General features: G+C 68.0%; 17 protein-coding genes. 11 read left to right on the top strand and 6 right to left on the bottom strand.

Translation table 11 applies throughout. From position 1 onward, the window contains the following. Positions 1 to 4: 4 nt before the first annotated feature. The 4 genes from ACZK1G_RS05260 to murU all read left to right on the top strand — a co-directional run bounded on the left by ACZK1G_RS05260 (position 5) and on the right by murU (position 3,634). Complete coding sequence (locus tag ACZK1G_RS05260) at positions 5 to 1,498, top strand: M20 family metallopeptidase (RefSeq protein ID WP_101765060.1); 1,494 nt, start codon at positions 5 to 7, stop codon at positions 1,496 to 1,498. Between the two features lie 69 nt (positions 1,499 to 1,567). Further along, positions 1,568 to 1,837, top strand: coding sequence for a GlsB/YeaQ/YmgE family stress response membrane protein (locus tag ACZK1G_RS05255; protein WP_005415577.1), 270 nt, complete (start codon positions 1,568 to 1,570; stop codon positions 1,835 to 1,837). Positions 1,838 to 1,901: 64 nt separating this feature from the next. Then, positions 1,902 to 2,927 carry an aminoglycoside phosphotransferase family protein gene (locus ACZK1G_RS05250; protein ID WP_101765059.1) on the top strand — a complete coding sequence of 342 codons (1,026 nt, stop codon included), beginning with the start codon at positions 1,902 to 1,904 and terminating at the stop codon, positions 2,925 to 2,927. After that, the gene (murU, locus tag ACZK1G_RS05245; protein ID WP_101765058.1) at positions 2,924 to 3,634 is read left to right on the top strand and encodes an N-acetylmuramate alpha-1-phosphate uridylyltransferase MurU; all 711 of its coding nucleotides are present in this window, start codon (positions 2,924 to 2,926) and stop codon (positions 3,632 to 3,634) included. Before ACZK1G_RS05250 ends, murU begins: the two co-directional genes overlap by 4 nt. A 491-nt stretch (positions 3,635 to 4,125) precedes the next feature. Here murU and hda read toward each other — a convergent pair whose 3' ends face one another. From hda to ACZK1G_RS05230, 3 genes are read right to left on the bottom strand one after another with little or no spacing between them, the layout of a single operon-like run. Then, on the bottom strand, positions 4,126 to 4,833 hold the full coding sequence (gene hda, locus ACZK1G_RS05240; RefSeq protein ID WP_014036258.1) for a DnaA regulatory inactivator Hda: 708 nt from the start codon (positions 4,831 to 4,833) through the stop codon (positions 4,126 to 4,128). Beyond that, on the bottom strand, positions 4,833 to 6,002 hold the full coding sequence (locus ACZK1G_RS05235; protein ID WP_101765057.1) for an AI-2E family transporter: 1,170 nt from the start codon (positions 6,000 to 6,002) through the stop codon (positions 4,833 to 4,835). Before ACZK1G_RS05235 ends, hda begins: the two co-directional genes overlap by 1 nt. Further along, entirely contained in the window at positions 5,999 to 7,138 is a 1,140-nt protein-coding gene (locus tag ACZK1G_RS05230; protein ID WP_101765056.1) for a DUF2066 domain-containing protein, read from the bottom strand. Before ACZK1G_RS05230 ends, ACZK1G_RS05235 begins: the two co-directional genes overlap by 4 nt. A gap of 99 nt (positions 7,139 to 7,237) precedes the next feature. On the opposite strand from ACZK1G_RS05230, the gene purM reads away from it, so the two are divergent. From purM to ACZK1G_RS05195, 7 genes are all read left to right on the top strand, one after another. After that, positions 7,238 to 8,296, top strand: a complete 1,059-nt coding sequence (gene purM, locus ACZK1G_RS05225; protein ID WP_049442955.1) for a phosphoribosylformylglycinamidine cyclo-ligase — start codon at positions 7,238 to 7,240, stop codon at positions 8,294 to 8,296. Positions 8,297 to 8,317: 21 nt separating this feature from the next. Continuing rightward, a complete protein-coding gene (locus tag ACZK1G_RS05220) occupies positions 8,318 to 8,806 on the top strand; it encodes a hypothetical protein (protein WP_049442956.1) in 489 nt (162 codons plus the stop codon). Beyond that, positions 8,803 to 9,225: a hypothetical protein gene (locus ACZK1G_RS05215; RefSeq protein ID WP_101765055.1), complete on the top strand. Its 423-nt coding sequence runs from the start codon at positions 8,803 to 8,805 to the stop codon at positions 9,223 to 9,225. The genes ACZK1G_RS05220 and ACZK1G_RS05215 overlap by 4 nt, the downstream gene beginning before the upstream one ends. A gap of 41 nt (positions 9,226 to 9,266) precedes the next feature. Beyond that, the gene (locus tag ACZK1G_RS05210) at positions 9,267 to 9,929 is read left to right on the top strand and encodes a DUF2238 domain-containing protein (protein ID WP_101765054.1); all 663 of its coding nucleotides are present in this window, start codon (positions 9,267 to 9,269) and stop codon (positions 9,927 to 9,929) included. Continuing rightward, positions 9,926 to 10,585 (top strand): phosphoribosylglycinamide formyltransferase, encoded by a 660-nt coding sequence (purN, locus tag ACZK1G_RS05205; protein ID WP_101765053.1) that lies wholly within the window; start codon positions 9,926 to 9,928, stop codon positions 10,583 to 10,585. Before ACZK1G_RS05210 ends, purN begins: the two co-directional genes overlap by 4 nt. 67 nt (positions 10,586 to 10,652) lie before the next feature. After that, positions 10,653 to 11,474: a DUF3108 domain-containing protein gene (locus ACZK1G_RS05200; protein WP_049442960.1), complete on the top strand. Its 822-nt coding sequence runs from the start codon at positions 10,653 to 10,655 to the stop codon at positions 11,472 to 11,474. A 2-nt stretch (positions 11,475 to 11,476) separates the two neighbouring features. Next, a complete protein-coding gene (locus ACZK1G_RS05195) occupies positions 11,477 to 12,160 on the top strand; it encodes a DUF3108 domain-containing protein (protein WP_014036249.1) in 684 nt (227 codons plus the stop codon). Positions 12,161 to 12,275: 115 nt separating this feature from the next. Here the strand turns inward: ACZK1G_RS05195 and ACZK1G_RS05190 are convergent, their stop codons facing one another. Genes ACZK1G_RS05190 through ACZK1G_RS05180 form a run of 3 tightly spaced genes read right to left on the bottom strand, consistent with a single transcriptional unit; the run spans position 12,276 to position 14,125 of the window. Then, positions 12,276 to 12,605 carry a hypothetical protein gene (locus tag ACZK1G_RS05190; protein WP_014036248.1) on the bottom strand — a complete coding sequence of 110 codons (330 nt, stop codon included), beginning with the start codon at positions 12,603 to 12,605 and terminating at the stop codon, positions 12,276 to 12,278. Next, entirely contained in the window at positions 12,602 to 13,873 is a 1,272-nt protein-coding gene (gene murA / locus ACZK1G_RS05185) for a UDP-N-acetylglucosamine 1-carboxyvinyltransferase (RefSeq protein ID WP_014036247.1), read from the bottom strand. The genes ACZK1G_RS05190 and murA overlap by 4 nt, the downstream gene beginning before the upstream one ends. 21 nt (positions 13,874 to 13,894) lie before the next feature. After that, entirely contained in the window at positions 13,895 to 14,125 is a 231-nt protein-coding gene (locus ACZK1G_RS05180) for a BolA family protein (protein ID WP_005408396.1), read from the bottom strand. Positions 14,126 to 14,179 lie beyond the last annotated feature (54 nt).

The following is a 14,179-nucleotide window of genomic DNA, read 5'->3' as shown; positions in this document are numbered from 1 at the left end:
TCAGATGGACAGCGCCAAGCTCGGCCAATTCGTCAATGACAAGTGGGACAGCGAAATCGTCCCGCAGTTGGTCGACTACATCCGCATTCCCAACAAGTCGCCGATGTTCGACGCCAATTGGGTGCAGAACGGCTACATGGAACAGGCGGTCACCCTGATGGAGAACTGGGCCAAGGCTCAGCAGCTGCCCGGCCTGAAGGTTGAAGTGGTGCGCCTGGAAGGCCGTACCCCGCTGATCTTCCTGGAAATTCCGGCCACCGGCGCCGAAACCGGCGACGACACCATCCTGCTCTATGGCCACCTCGACAAGCAGCCGGAAATGACCGGCTGGGACGACGATCTCGGCCCGTGGACCCCGGTTCTGCGCGGCGACAAGCTGTATGGCCGCGGCGGTGCGGACGACGGCTACGCCATCTTCGGCTCGCTGGCCGCGGTGCTGGCACTGCAGGCCCAGGGCCTGCCGCACGCCCGCTGCGTGGTGCTGATCGAAGCCTGTGAAGAGTCCGGCAGCTATGACCTGCCGGCCTACGTCGACCACCTGGCCGACCGCATCGGCAAGCCGTCGCTGGTGGTCTGCCTGGATTCGGGCTGCGCCAACTACGACCAGCTGTGGTGCACCACCTCGCTGCGCGGCCTGACCGGCGGCAACTTCACCGTGAAGGTGCTCAACGAAGGCGTGCACTCCGGCGATGCCTCCGGCGTGGTGCCGTCCAGCTTCCGCCTGCTGCGCCAGCTGCTGTCGCGCATCGAGGACCAGGATACCGGCCGCATCCTGATCGACGGCATGAACGTGGAGATCCCGGCCGAGCGCCAGGCGCAGGCCAAGCGTGCCGCCGAAGTGGTCGATACCGAGATCTTCGAGAAGTTCCCGATGGTCGACGGCCTGCGTCCGATGAACGAGGACCTGACCGAGCTGGTGCTCAACCGCACCTGGCGCCCGGCGCTGTCGGTTACCGGCGTGGGTGGCATGCCGGCGCTGGAATCGGCCGGCAACGTGCTGCGCCCGCAGACCTCGGTGAAGCTGTCGCTGCGCCTGCCGCCGACCGCCGATGGCAAGACCTGTGGCGAGCTGCTGAAGGAAGCGCTGCTGCGCGATCCGCCGAACGGCGCCCACGTCACCCTGGACCTGGAAAAGGCCTCCACCGGCTGGAACGCCCCGGCGATGGCGCCGTGGCTGACCCAGGCCATCGACGACGCCAGCCAGGCCTTCTTCGGCAAGCCGGCGATGTACATGGGCGAAGGCGGCTCGATCCCGTTCATGGGCATGCTGGGTGAGAAGTTCCCGGGCGCCCAGTTCATGATCACCGGCGTGCTCGGCCCGCACTCCAATGCGCATGGCCCGAACGAGTTCCTGCACATCCCGATGGGCAAGAAGGTCACCGCCTGCGTGTCCAAGGTGATCAGCGAGCACTACGCCGCCAGCCTGCGCGGCGAGACCAGCGGTTCGCCGGTGGCTGCCGACAGCGGCACCCGCCACGGCGACCACGGCTGCTGCTGATCCGGCACCCGTGACGGACGCAGCCTGGCCTTGCTAGGCTGCGTCCACACTCAAGCGGAATCCGCGCGCATGAATGGTCTGTTCGGCAGCAGCAGCTGGCTGTACATCCTGCTGGTTGGCTTCTTCGTCGGCCTGCTCGGGCGGTTCTTCATGCCCGGCAACAACCGCATGGGCTGCCTGCTGACCATCGTGCTGGGCATTCTCGGTGCCCTGCTGGCCGGCTGGTTCGGCCAGTACATGGGCTGGTACGCCCCTGGCGAACCGGCTGGTTTCCTCGGTGCAGTGGTGGGCGCGGTGGCCGTTCTTGCCGTCCTGCGCCTGTTCAGCGGCCGCCGCTGACGCCGCTCCCCCTTCCCTTCCTGTTGCCGACGTTGGCGCGCCCGGCGCGCCCGGATATGCCTGCATGACCGAACCCGCCTCTGATCCCCAGCGCAGCGCGCAGCGCCTGCAGTGGGCCCGTACCCAGCTCGACGATGCCGACGCGGTGGTCGAACGCGCCTCGGTCGATGCCGGCATGCGCAGCTACTGGCGCACCACCAGTACGCGTGGCAGCCACATCGTGATGGACGCTCCTCCGAGACTGGAAGATCCGCGGCCGTGGCTGCGCATGCGCGGCCTGCTGCACGACCACGGCCTGCGCGTGCCCACGCTGCTCGCCCAGGACCTGGAGGCCGGCTTCCTGCTGCTGGAAGATCTCGGCGGCCCGACCCTGGCGAAGATCCTCGACGAGCGCAACGCCGATGACTGGTTCGGCCGTTCGATCGAACAGCTGCTGCGCCTGCAGGCGATCCCGGTGCCGGCCGACTTCGGCCAGTTCGGCGAAGCGCTGCTGCAGCGTGATGCCGGCCTGTTCGACGAATGGTTCCTGCAGCGCCACCTGAACCTGGAGCTGGACTGTGGCGAGATTGAAGGCCTGCAGCTGGTGCACCGCCGGCTGATGGACAATGCGCTGGGCCAGGCCCAGCTGATGACCCACCGCGACTACATGCCGCGCAACCTGATGCCGGTCGACGACGGCCCCGCGGTGCTGGACTTCCAGGACCTGGTGCGTGGCCCGATCGCCTACGACGCGGTGAGCCTGTTCAAGGACGCCTTCCTGAGCTGGCCGCTGCAGCGCGTGGACGAGTGGCTGGCGCAGTACCACGAGCGCGCACGCAGCGCCGGCCTGCCGGTGCCCGACCGTGCCACCTTCCTGCGCGATGCCGACTGGATGGGCATCCAGCGCCACGTGAAGATTCTCGGCCTGTTCTGCCGCCTGCGCTACCGCGACAACAAGGGCCACTACCTGGACGACGCACCGCGCTTCATCACCTACCTGGATGAAGTGCTGCCGCGCTACCGCGAACTGGCGCCGTTGCAGCAGCTGCTGGACGACCGCATCAAGCCGGCGCTGGCCGAACTGTCCGCACCGATGCGCGTGGCCCGATGAAGGCGCTGGTCTTTGCCGCTGGCCTCGGCGAGCGCATGCGCCCGCTGACCCTGCACACGCCCAAGCCGCTGCTGGAAGTGGCCGGCAAGCCACTGATCGTCTGGCACCTGGAACGCCTCGCGGCGCTCGGCGTGCGCGAGGTCGTGGTCAACACCGCGTGGCTGGCCGAACAGTTTCCGGCGACGCTGGGCGATGGCAGCCGGTGGGGCCTGCATCTGCATTTCCTGTACGAAGGGCAAACCCCGCTGGAAACCGGCGGCGGCATCCTCAATGCACTGCCGGTGCTGGGCGACGCCCCGTTCCTGGTGGTGAACGGCGACATCTGGACCGATTTCGATTTCGCCACACTGCCGCGCGAGCCGCAGGGCCAGGCGCATCTGGTGCTGGTCGACAATCCCGCGCAGCACCCTGACGGTGACTACCGGCTGGACGCACAGGGCCTGCTGCACCACGACCGCACGGGGCCGTGCCTGACCTATGCCGGCATCGGCATGTATCGCCCTTCGATCGTGGCCGACTGGCGCGCGGTGATCGGTGATGCGCCGGGCAGCGAGCTGCTGCCGCCGAAGTTCTCGGTGGTGCCGCTGCAGAAGCATTTCATGGCGCAGGGGTTGATGACCGGGCAGCACCATCGTGGGCGTTGGACCGACGTCGGGACGGTGGATCGCCTGCGCGCGCTGGATGCGGAGTTGGCAGCGAACGGCTGAGCCCCTCGTGGCTGGTCGTTTTCAGAGCAGATGCCGTGCTTGGCCGGGCGGGGTGGGTTCGCGGGGGACGCCGTGAACCCATCCATGGGGGCTTGGCCGCGGCATCCATGCCGCGGACACCCCCGCGAACCCACCCCGCCCGGCCTCTGACAGTTTCCGTGGGCGTCCAGCCACGGAAGAAAGAAAGAAAAGCAAAAGCGGGTCGCTTCACTTGCTCTGGTGTCGACCAAGGTCGACACCCACCAACAGCAGTGCAGTACGCCGTTCTGGCAGATCGCGGGAACCTGTCGAAGGCGGGGTGGCTCAGGTTGCGGGGGCGTGAGCGCCATGGATGGCGCGACCGAGGCTACATGGACGTACTTGCGCCGTCCCCCGCAACCTGAGCCACCCCGCCATCCCACGGATAGCCCGCTTTTGACGTTGACGTTGACGTTGCTTCGGCTTCGGCTTCGGCGGGTGCAGGGCGCAGCCCTGCAAAGCAAACCCCACCCTCAGTAACGCGGCCGGCCTTCTTCCAGCACCTGGCGCAGGAACGGCACGGTGATCCGCCGCTTCGCCGCCAGTGATTCGCGGTCCAGCCAGTCCAGCAGGGTGATCAATCCACCCAGTTCGCGACCGGTGTGCGACAGCAGCCACTCGATGGCCGCCTCGTCGATGGCGAGGCCGCGTCGCAGTGCACGCTCACGCAGCACCGCGGCCCGCCCTTCCTCATCCAGCGGCTGCAGCAGCACGCGCACGCACTGGCCCAGCCGCGAGCGCAGGTCCGGCAGCACCAGGCCCAGCTCGCCCGGTGCCTTCTGCGCGGTGTACAGCACGGTCACGCCCGCAGCGCGCGCACGGTTGTGGAAATCGAACAGCGCGATCTCGTCCTCGCGGTTGCCGGCAACCTCGTCCAGGCCGTCCAGCGCCACCAGTTCGCGCACTTCCAGCCCATCGAGCGCCGCGCGGACACGGCCGGCGGCGCTGGCCAGCGGCACGTAGGTCGGCAGGCGTCCGGCCTGCTCGGCGCTGGAGCACATCGCCAGCGCCTGGTGGGTCTTGCCGGTTCCCGCCGCACCTTCCAGGTAGACCCAGTCGTGGCTGGCGCCGACCGCGATCGCGCGCAGCTGCGCCAGCGCGCCATCCGGCGCGCCGATGAAGGTCTCCAGGCGCTGGTCCCGCGGGTAATGCAGGGCCAGCGGCAGTTGCGGCACACCCATCACTTCAGGTCGGAGCCCTTGTCGTCCGGAACGATGATATGGGGGGCGTCGACCACGCCATCAAGCACGATCGCCGGCTTCTCGCCCACGTACAGCTCGCTCTGGCGGTAGCGCTGGTGGGCATAGCGCAGCAGCACGTTGGTCACCGCCGCCACCGGCAGCGCCAGCAGCATGCCGAGGAAGCCGAACAGCTGGCCGCCGGCCATCACCGCGAAGATCACCGCCACCGGGTGCAGGCCAATCTTGTCGCCGACGATGCGCGGGGTCAGCACGTAGCTTTCCAGCAGCTGGCCCACGGTGAACACCACGCCGACCAGCAGCAGCAGCTTCAGGTCAAAGCCCTGCGCCTGCACCAGTGCGGCCACGATGGCCATCAGGATGCCGGTGGTCGCGCCCAGGTACGGGATGAAGCTGATCAGGCCGGCAATCAGGCCGATCAGCAGGCCCAGCTTGAGGCCGACCAGCGACAGGCCGCCGGCATAGATCACGCCCAGCGCCAGCATCACCAGGAACTGGCCGCGGATGAACGCCCCCAGCACTTCGTTGGACTCGCGTGCCAGCGCACTGATGGTGCCGATCTGGTTGCGCGGGATCACCGAGGCCACCCGCTCGACCAGCTTGTCCCAGTCACGCAGGAAGTAGAACGCCAGGATCGGCAGCAGCAGGATGTTGACCACCCAGGTCACCATCGCAAAGCCCGAACGCGAGACGTAGCCCATGAACGTGGTGGCGAAGCCGCCGGCCTGCTGCCAATGGCTGCGCACCCATTCGATCAGGCGGTCCGGATCCAGCCACTGCATCACTTCCAGGCCGGTCTTGTGCTCGAACCAGGGAATGCCGGTCTGCATAAGCCATGCCTGCGCCTGCGGCGCGACCGCGATCAGCGTGGTGATCTGGCGCTCGATCATCGGCACCAGCACCAGCAGCAGTGCCACGAGCACCAGCACCATCGCGGCGAACACCAGCACCACGCCGGTCATGCGCGAACGGCCGGTGGCCTCGATGCGGTCCACCAGCGGGTCACCCAGCCAGGCCAGCGCCAGTGCCAGCACGAACGGGGTCAGGATCGGCGCCAGCAGCCACACCACCCAGCCGATCAGGCCGGCGAACAGGATGTACTTCAGCCGGCGCAGGAACTGCGCGATTTCAGCTTCCGGGGTCAGGGTCATCGCAGGCGATACTCGTTGCTGACCGGCGCGGCCACCGGGGCACCGGTGCTGTCATCGATCGGGGTCGGCAGGGCCGGCAGCGGCGCGCTTGGCACCAGCACGCCGCTGTCGCCGAGCATGCGGTTGAAGCCGGCCAGGCCGGTGGTCATCTCCACGCTCAACTCCAGCTGGCCGGCCGAGGCGTGCAGCGGAGTGACATTGCGCACCACCGGCACCTCGCGCAGGCCGGCGGCCAGGCGCAGGTAGTCATCGGCGCTGTTGATGCCGATCACCACCAGGCGGTAGGTGCCGGCCTGGCCGGTGGCCACGCCGGCCTTGGCATAGCGCTTGACCAGCGCATCGGCGGCGCCATCGGCACCGGCGGCCATCGCGCGCATGGCGTTGGCGTCCTTGCTGGTCCACTTGTTCAGTTCGCGGCCGTTGTCGACGAACACCCAGTCCGCCTGCCAGCCACCATTGGCGCGGTACAGCTTGCCGATCAGCTGCATCGGCGGCGAGTAGCGCGAGGAAGCACGGGCCACGGCGGCACTGTCCTGGCGCCAGATGGCACCAGCCAGGGCCTGTTCGGCAGCACCGCCGCTGGGCAGGCCCAGCTTGTAACCCCGCTCGATGGCGCGGTTCAGCAGCGGGCGGGCGGCATTGGCCTGCTGCACGCTGACCAGGCGCGGGCCACTGCCGTCGTCGACGGCCAGCCACAGCACCGGCTTCGGTCGCGGCTGCGGCCACAACGGCAGGCCCAGCGCCGAGACCAGCGAATCGACGTCATCCTCGCGGAAGCGGGCCACCAGCAGGGTCCGGAAGCTCGGTGCGCCACTGGCGCCCACGCTCTGGTCCTGCTTGTAGTCGTAGCTGGCCACGTAGTCCTTGGCATTGCGCAGCGCCTGCACCACGCCGGGGCGTGACATCACGTTGCGGTCGCCGGACAGCTTGCCCAGCACCACGCTCAGGGCACGGGCCAAGGCGCCGTTGCGATCGGCTTCGGCCTGGCTGTTGACGGGCACTTCGGCCTCGTAGGCACCGGAGGCGGTGGCGACATCTCCCTCGGTGCGCAGGCCGCTCTGGGCCATCGTGGCCACCGGCAGGCTCAGTGCAAGGAGCAGGGTCAGAATCAGGCTGCGGCGCATCAGGACATCCATTGGCTCGACGAATCCGGGGGAATTGTTGCCCGAATACGGCCTTTGCGCCAATGCGGCCTGTTAAAATCGCTCGTTCAACCCCTGCCAGCGCCGACGCCCGTGACCAACACCCCGTCTTCCGCCCCCTCCCCCCTCACCTACCGTGACGCGGGTGTCGACATCGACGCCGGCAACGAGCTGGTCGAGCGGATCAAGCCCCTGGTCAAGCGCAGCTTCCGCCCGGAAGTGATGGGCGGCCTGGGCGGCTTCGGCGCCCTGTTCGACCTGTCCAACAAGTACCGCGAGCCGGTGCTGGTGTCGGGTACCGACGGCGTAGGCACCAAGCTGAAGCTGGCCCACCAGCTGAACCGCCACGATACGATCGGCATCGACCTGGTCGCGATGTGCGTGAACGACGTGCTGGTGCAGGGTGCCGAGCCGCTGTTCTTCCTGGACTACTTCGCCACCGGCAAGCTGGACATCGACACCGCCGCGGCGGTCGTGGGCGGCATCGCCAATGGCTGCACCGAGGCCGGTTGCGCGCTGATCGGCGGCGAAACCGCTGAAATGCCCGACATGTATGCCCCGGGCGAGTACGACCTGGCCGGCTTCACGGTCGCTGCGGTCGAGAAGAGCGAGCTGAAGGACGGCGCCAGCGTGGCCGCCGGCGACGTGCTGATCGGCATCGCCTCATCCGGCCCGCATTCCAATGGCTACTCGCTGGTGCGCCGCATCTACGACCGTGCCGGCCGCCCGGCCGACCTGGAGCTGGAAGGCGGCGTGAAGCTGGTCGACGCGCTGATGGCGCCGACCCGCCTGTACGTGAAGCCGATCCTGTCGCTGCTGAAGTCGCACGGCGAGGCCATCCACGGCATGGCCCACATCACCGGTGGCGGCCTGACCGAGAACATCATCCGCGTGGTGCCCGACGGCCTCGGCCTGGACATCCAGGCCTCGGCCTGGACCCTGCCGCCGGTGTTCCAGTGGCTGCAGAAGGAAGGCGCCGTGGCCGACAGCGAGATGTGGCGCACCTTCAACTGCGGCATCGGCTTCGTGCTGATCGTGGCGGCCGACCAGGTCGCCGCCGTGTCCGAGGCGGTCAAGGCACAGGGCCTGGAACACTGGACCATCGGCCAGGTGGTCACTGCTGAAGGCGCCGAACGCGTCCACATCGGCTGAACCCGGCCCCGAGGAGCCCGCATGGACGCAACGCCCCCCCTGCCCCCCGCCCCCGTGCCGCCGCCAACTGCGGCGGTACCGGCGTTCAGCAGCCAGGATGCTGACCATCTGCGCATGCTGTCGATTGCGCACTACGTGGTCGGTGGCCTGATCGCGCTGTTCTCGCTGATCTTCATCGTCCACATCGTGCTGGGCATCACCGCCCTCACCGGCAATCTGCCGATGAACTCCGGCGACCAGCCCTCGTCGCCGGCCGAACAGCGCCTGTTCGGCTGGATGTTCACCCTCATCGGCTGCGTCATCGTGTTCGGTGGCGTGACCCTGGGCGCGTTCGTCGCCTATGCCGGCCGCTGCCTGGCCCGCCGCCGCCGTTACCTGCTGTGCCTGATCATGGCCGGCCTGGCCTGCCTGTTCACGCCGATCGGTACCGTGCTGGGCGTGTTCAGCCTGATCACGCTGCTGCGCCCGCAGGTCAAGGCCGCGTTCGACACCGCTGGCACGGCGGCATGACGAGCCCGGGCGCACCTCCGCCGCTGCCGCAGCAGTCCCTGGCGCACCTGCAGCTGGCCAGCCACCTGCAGACGCTGAAGGTGCTGTTCTACGCGCTGGCGGTTTTCCACTGGGTGGCTGCGCTGGCCTTCCTCGGCTTCATCGGTCTGGTCGCCAGCTCGCGCGGGCTGGACGATGGCGCGGTACTTGCCACCGTGTACGGCGCCGTTTCAGTGCTGGCTGCCGTGCTGGGCTTCGTGCAGCTGCACACCGCGCGCCTGCTGTCGCGTCGCACCGGGCTGGCCTGGTGCCAGCGCGCGGCCTGGCTGGCGGTGCTGGCCGGCCCGCTGGGCATGGCCCTGACCGCCTACGCCTGGGTATTCCTGTCCAAGCCTGACATGGCCGCACTGTTCGACCGCGGCGACCATCTCAGCGTCTGAGCTTGCCGGCAGACGCCCCGCCCTTTCCTGATCGACTCCCCATGTCCGCGCCTGCCCTCCCCACGACCGCTTCGCCCACCGCCTTCCGTTTCTCGGGCCCCAAGAAGCTGGCCTTCGCCGCCGTACTGACGGTGTTCGCGATCAGCTGGGTCCACCCGCTGTGGCCCACCGAGCAGGCGCTGCACAGCACCCTGACCGTGATCGGGCTGGCTGCCCTGCTGTGGGTCGACCGCCGGGGTGGCTGGCTGGGCAACGGTGCCTTCATCGCGATCTGCGGCTTCATCGCCTTGCACTGCGTGGCCGCCCGCTGGCTGTACTCCAACGTGCCCTACGACGCATGGGCGCAGGCGCTGACCGGCTGGTCGCCGAATGCGGCGTTCGGCTGGCAGCGCAATCATTTCGACCGCCTCATCCACTTCCTGTTCGGCGTCTGCTTCACTCCGGCGCTGCTGCAACTGGCACGCCACGCGTGGCCGGCGCTGCGCCGCGGCCAGGCCTTCAGCCTGGCGGTGATGACGGTGATGTGCGCCAGCCTGGTCTACGAGTGGTTCGAATGGGCCATCGCGCTCGCCCTGTCACCGGATGCCGCCGAAGCCTACAACGGGCAGCAGGGCGACATGTGGGACGCGCATGCCGACATGCTGATGGCCACCATGGGCAGCCTGCTGACCTGGCCGCGGATCCGCCGGAGTACCCAGCAATGACCGCGCCTACCCGCATTGCCGTGCTTGCCTCCGGCCGCGGCAGCAACCTGCAGGCCATCCTCGATGCCATCGCCGCGGGCCGCCTGCCCGCCGAGGTCGTCGGCGTGTTTTCCGACCGCCCGACCGCCGCCGCGCTGCAGCGGGTCTCCGCTGGCCTGCGCTGGGCACACGCACCGAAGGAATTCGTCGACCGCGCGGCCTACGAGCAGGCGCTGGGCGACGCACTGGCCGCGGTCGCACCGGACTGGATCATCTGCGCCGGTTACATGCGCATCCTCGGCGCAGACTTCGTGCAGCGCTTCGATGGCCGCCTGGTCAACATCCACCCGTCGCTGCTGCCGCTGCACAAAGGGCTGGACACGCATGCGCGGGCGCTGGACGCCGGCGATGCCGAGCACGGTGCCAGCGTGCACCTGGTCGTGCCCGAGCTGGACGCCGGCGCCGTGCTGGCCCAGGTGCGGGTGCCGGTGCTGCCCGGCGATGACGCGGACAGCCTGGCTGCACGCGTACTGGCGGTGGAGCACCCCCTGCTGATCGCCACCCTGCAGCTGTTGTGCACCGGCCGCCTGGCTGAACGGGAGGGCCAGCCGCAACTGGACGGTCACCCCCTGTTTAGCCCGCTGGCCCTAGATTCCGCCGGGAACCTGAACCGGTAACTCCCATGCACACGCCCCGCTGACTGCGGGGCTGGCATCCTGCCCCCTCCTGCGGTCCCTGTCCTCCATGAAGACCACGACCCTGCTGTCCACTTCACTGCTGTTGTCGCTGGCCGTGCTCCCCGGCGTGGGCTGGGGCCAGGTGCAAGCGCCTGCGGCCCCTGCGCAGCCGGCACCCGTTGTACAGCCGCCCGCGGAACCGGCCGTGCCGATGCCTCCGGCGCTGGCCTGGGAGCCGCCGCCGCTGCAGCCGTTCACCGCTACCTACCAGGCCTTCTACAAAAGCAAGGAGGCCGGCGATGCCAGCATGCAGGTCACCCACACCGGCGGCAGCCAGTGGCGGGTGGACATGCAGGTGGTCGGCCGCCGCGGCTTTGCCAGCGTGCTGGGCCTGAACATCGAACAGAGCACGGTGTTCGAGGAGCGCAACGGCGTCTATGCACCGCTCAGCCAGAGCACGGTGCGCAAGGGCCTGTTCCTCGGCAAGAAGGCGGTTGGCACCTACAACTGGCAGGCCGGCACCGCGCAGTGGACCGGCGACGTCAAGAAGGACCGTGCACAGCCGATTCCGCTGCAGCCGGGCGACCAGAGCGCCCTGCTGATCAATCTGGCGATCATGCGGGATGCCCGTCCGGGTGCCACCATGCACTACCGCTACGTGGACATGGGCAAGGTCCGCCAGCATGACTACCAGGCCGCGCCGCAGACCGAGAACGTCGAGGTCGGCGACCTGTCCTACAACGCGCTGCGGGTCTACCGGACCAACGGCGGCAACAACGAAACCATCCTCTGGATCGCCAACGGTGTCCCCACCCCGGTGCGCATCCTGCAACGCGAAGACGGCGAAGACCGCGTCGATCTGCGCCTGATCGAATACCAAGGAGTCTGAGCATGAGCACCCTGACCCGTCCCCTCACCTGGATCGCTGCAGCCGCGCTGTCGGTGGCCAGCCTGCCGGCCATGGCCCTGCAGCCGTTCAAGGCCGATTACCTGGCCAGCTACATGGGCATGCAGGCCAATGGCAGCATGACGCTGAGCAGCGAGGGAGCCAACAAGTGGCGCTACACGCTGCAGGTGAAGAACCAGCTGGCCGACCTGAGCCAGAGCACCGTGTTCGAAGAGGTGCGCGGCCAGCTGCGCCCGCTCAGCAGCCAGGACCGTTCGGCGCTGCTGGTGAAGAAGCGCAACGTGCAGGCCAACTACAACTGGACCAGCAACCAGGCCACCTGGACCGGCGACATCAAGCCGGACCGCGCCGGCCCGATCGCACTGAAGTCCGGTGACATGGATGCACTGCTGATCAACCTGGCGATCGCCCGCGACCTGGCCGCCGGCAAGCCGCTGACCTATCGCATGGTCGACGAAGGCCGCATCAAGAACATGACCTACCGCGTGATCGGCAAGGAATCGATCACCGTGGGCGGCAAGAGCTACGAAGCGACCAAGGTGTCGCGTGCCGACGGCAACAAGGAACTGATCGCCTGGATCGTGCCGGAATTCCCGGTGCCGGCGCGCATGCTGCAGCGGGAGAACGACCGCGATGCGCTGGACCTGACCATCAAGGCGATGAACTGACCGGAGATCCACGTCATACACGCATGGCGTGGATCTACTGGAAACCTGAAGTAGATCCACGCCATGCGTGGATGGGTGTACCCCAAAGAAAACGCCCGCTTCCGCGGGCGTTTTCTTATTTCTTCGCTTCAGCCGGCTTCTGTTCCTCGGCCGCCTTGAACTCGGTGCGGCAGTCCACGCGGATCTGCTCGCCGGTGCTGCGCCAGACGAAGGTGCGGCAATGGCGGTTGCCGTCCTGGCTGTCATTCACCGCAACGGCATAGAACGACTCGATGATCTCGTCACGCGAGACCGTGCCATCGCCGTTCCAGTCCATGTCCTTCTGCTCGATGCCCTGAGTGATGGCGATATTGGCGTACCAGGCATAGCCCAGCCACGCCAGCACGATCAGCACCAGCGCCAGCAGCGCCTTGCGACGCGGGCTGAACTTGCCGCGCAGGATCATGGCACGCGCCGGATGGTGGCGCCGAGCGAAGACAGCTTCTCTTCGATGTTCTCGTAGCCACGATCAAGGTGGTAGATGCGGTCGATGGTGGTCTCGCCGCTGGCCATCAGGCCGGCCAGGATCAGCGAGGCCGAGGCACGCAGGTCGGTGGCCATTACCGGCGCACCGCTCAGGTGTTCGCTGCCACGCACGATGGCCGTGTGGCCTTCGACCTGGATGTCCGCGCCCAGGCGCAGCAGTTCGTTGACGTGCATGAAACGGTTCTCGAAGATCGTTTCGTTGATCACGCCCACACCGTCGGCCACGCAGTTGAGCGCCATGAACTGCGCCTGCATGTCGGTCGGGAACGCCGGGTACGGCGCGGTGGTCAGGTTGACCGCCTTCGGCCGCTTGCCCTGCATGTCCAGGGTGATGGTGTCGTCGGTGGTCTCGATCTTCGCACCGGCTTCGACCAGCTTGGACAGCACCGCGTCCATGGTGTTCGGCCGCGCACGGTTGACCGTGACCTTGCCGCCGGTCATCGCCGCAGCCACCAGGAAGGTGCCGGTCTCGATGCGGTCGGGCAGCACTTCGTGGCGGCCACCGGACAGGCGCTCGACGCCTTCGATGACCAGGCGGGCAGTGCCCAGGCCTTCGATCTTCGCGCCCAGCGCGATCAGGCAATGCGCCAGATCGGTCACTTCCGGTTCCATCGCACAGTTGTCGAGGATGGTGGTGCCTTCAGCCAGCACCGCGCCCATCAGCACGTTCTCGGTGCCGGTGACGCTGACCATGTCGAAGGTGAAATGGCCGCCCTTCAGGCGCTTGGCGGTGGCCTTGATGAAGCCGTTCTCGACCACGATCTCGGCACCGAGCGCCTGCAGGCCCTTGATGTGCTGGTCGACCGGACGCGAACCGATCGCGCAGCCGCCGGGCAGCGACACTTCCGCCGCGCCGAAGCGGGCCAGCAGCGGGCCCAGCACCAGGATCGAGGCGCGCATGGTCTTGACCAGCTCGTATGGCGCCACGTGCTGGTTCACCGAACGCGGGTCGACCACGATCGCGCTGCCGCGCGACAGCGTGCCCTGGTCGATGGTGACCTTGGCGCCCAGCTCGCCCAGCAGCTTCACCGTGGTGACCACGTCGTGCAGGTGCGGCACGTTGGTGATCTCCACCGGCGCATCGGCCAGCAGGGTCGCGCAGAGAATGGGGAGAACGGCGTTCTTGGCGCCGGAGATGCTCACTTCACCGTGCAGCGCAGCGCCGCCGGTCACAACGATCTTGGCCATGTATTCGGGATCTTCTGCGGTTCAGCCGGCTTCGGCCGGGGTCACGGTTTTCAGCGCCAGCGCGTGGATCGCGCCGCCCATCAGGTCGCCCAGGGTGGCATAGACCATCCGGTGGCGGGCCAGCGGCATCTTGCCGGCAAAGGCCTCGCAGACCACGGTCGCTTCGAAATGCACGCCATCGTCGCCCTGCACGTCGGCGCGGGCGCCGGGCAGGCCGGTTTCGATCAGGTTGCGGATGGTGTCGGCGTCCAACGGGCTTTCCTAATAAAATGTGCCTCCATTCTACTTCCGCTGCGTGGCGTCCGC

The sequence above is a fragment of the Stenotrophomonas sp. 109824_Sma genome, assembly GCF_056480025.1.
This window is presented reverse-complemented; position numbering and strand designations above follow the sequence as displayed.

Excerpts from the sequence above, each read along its gene's own strand:
- ACZK1G_RS05260 (WP_101765060.1), top strand. The coding sequence starts at position 5 with ATGGACAGCGCCAAGCTCGGCCAATTCGTCAATGACAAGTGGGACAGC.
- ACZK1G_RS05255 (WP_005415577.1), top strand. The coding sequence starts at position 1,568 with ATGAATGGTCTGTTCGGCAGCAGCAGCTGGCTGTACATCCTGCTGGTT.
- ACZK1G_RS05250 (WP_101765059.1), top strand. The coding sequence starts at position 1,902 with ATGACCGAACCCGCCTCTGATCCCCAGCGCAGCGCGCAGCGCCTGCAG.
- murU (WP_101765058.1), top strand. The coding sequence starts at position 2,924 with ATGAAGGCGCTGGTCTTTGCCGCTGGCCTCGGCGAGCGCATGCGCCCG.
- hda (WP_014036258.1), bottom strand. The coding sequence starts at position 4,833 with ATGGGTGTGCCGCAACTGCCGCTGGCCCTGCATTACCCGCGGGACCAG.
- ACZK1G_RS05235 (WP_101765057.1), bottom strand. The coding sequence starts at position 6,002 with ATGACCCTGACCCCGGAAGCTGAAATCGCGCAGTTCCTGCGCCGGCTG.
- ACZK1G_RS05230 (WP_101765056.1), bottom strand. The coding sequence starts at position 7,138 with ATGGATGTCCTGATGCGCCGCAGCCTGATTCTGACCCTGCTCCTTGCA.
- ACZK1G_RS05220 (WP_049442956.1), top strand. The coding sequence starts at position 8,318 with ATGGACGCAACGCCCCCCCTGCCCCCCGCCCCCGTGCCGCCGCCAACT.
- ACZK1G_RS05215 (WP_101765055.1), top strand. The coding sequence starts at position 8,803 with ATGACGAGCCCGGGCGCACCTCCGCCGCTGCCGCAGCAGTCCCTGGCG.
- ACZK1G_RS05210 (WP_101765054.1), top strand. The coding sequence starts at position 9,267 with ATGTCCGCGCCTGCCCTCCCCACGACCGCTTCGCCCACCGCCTTCCGT.
- purN (WP_101765053.1), top strand. The coding sequence starts at position 9,926 with ATGACCGCGCCTACCCGCATTGCCGTGCTTGCCTCCGGCCGCGGCAGC.
- ACZK1G_RS05200 (WP_049442960.1), top strand. The coding sequence starts at position 10,653 with ATGAAGACCACGACCCTGCTGTCCACTTCACTGCTGTTGTCGCTGGCC.
- ACZK1G_RS05195 (WP_014036249.1), top strand. The coding sequence starts at position 11,477 with ATGAGCACCCTGACCCGTCCCCTCACCTGGATCGCTGCAGCCGCGCTG.
- ACZK1G_RS05190 (WP_014036248.1), bottom strand. The coding sequence starts at position 12,605 with ATGATCCTGCGCGGCAAGTTCAGCCCGCGTCGCAAGGCGCTGCTGGCG.
- murA (WP_014036247.1), bottom strand. The coding sequence starts at position 13,873 with ATGGCCAAGATCGTTGTGACCGGCGGCGCTGCGCTGCACGGTGAAGTG.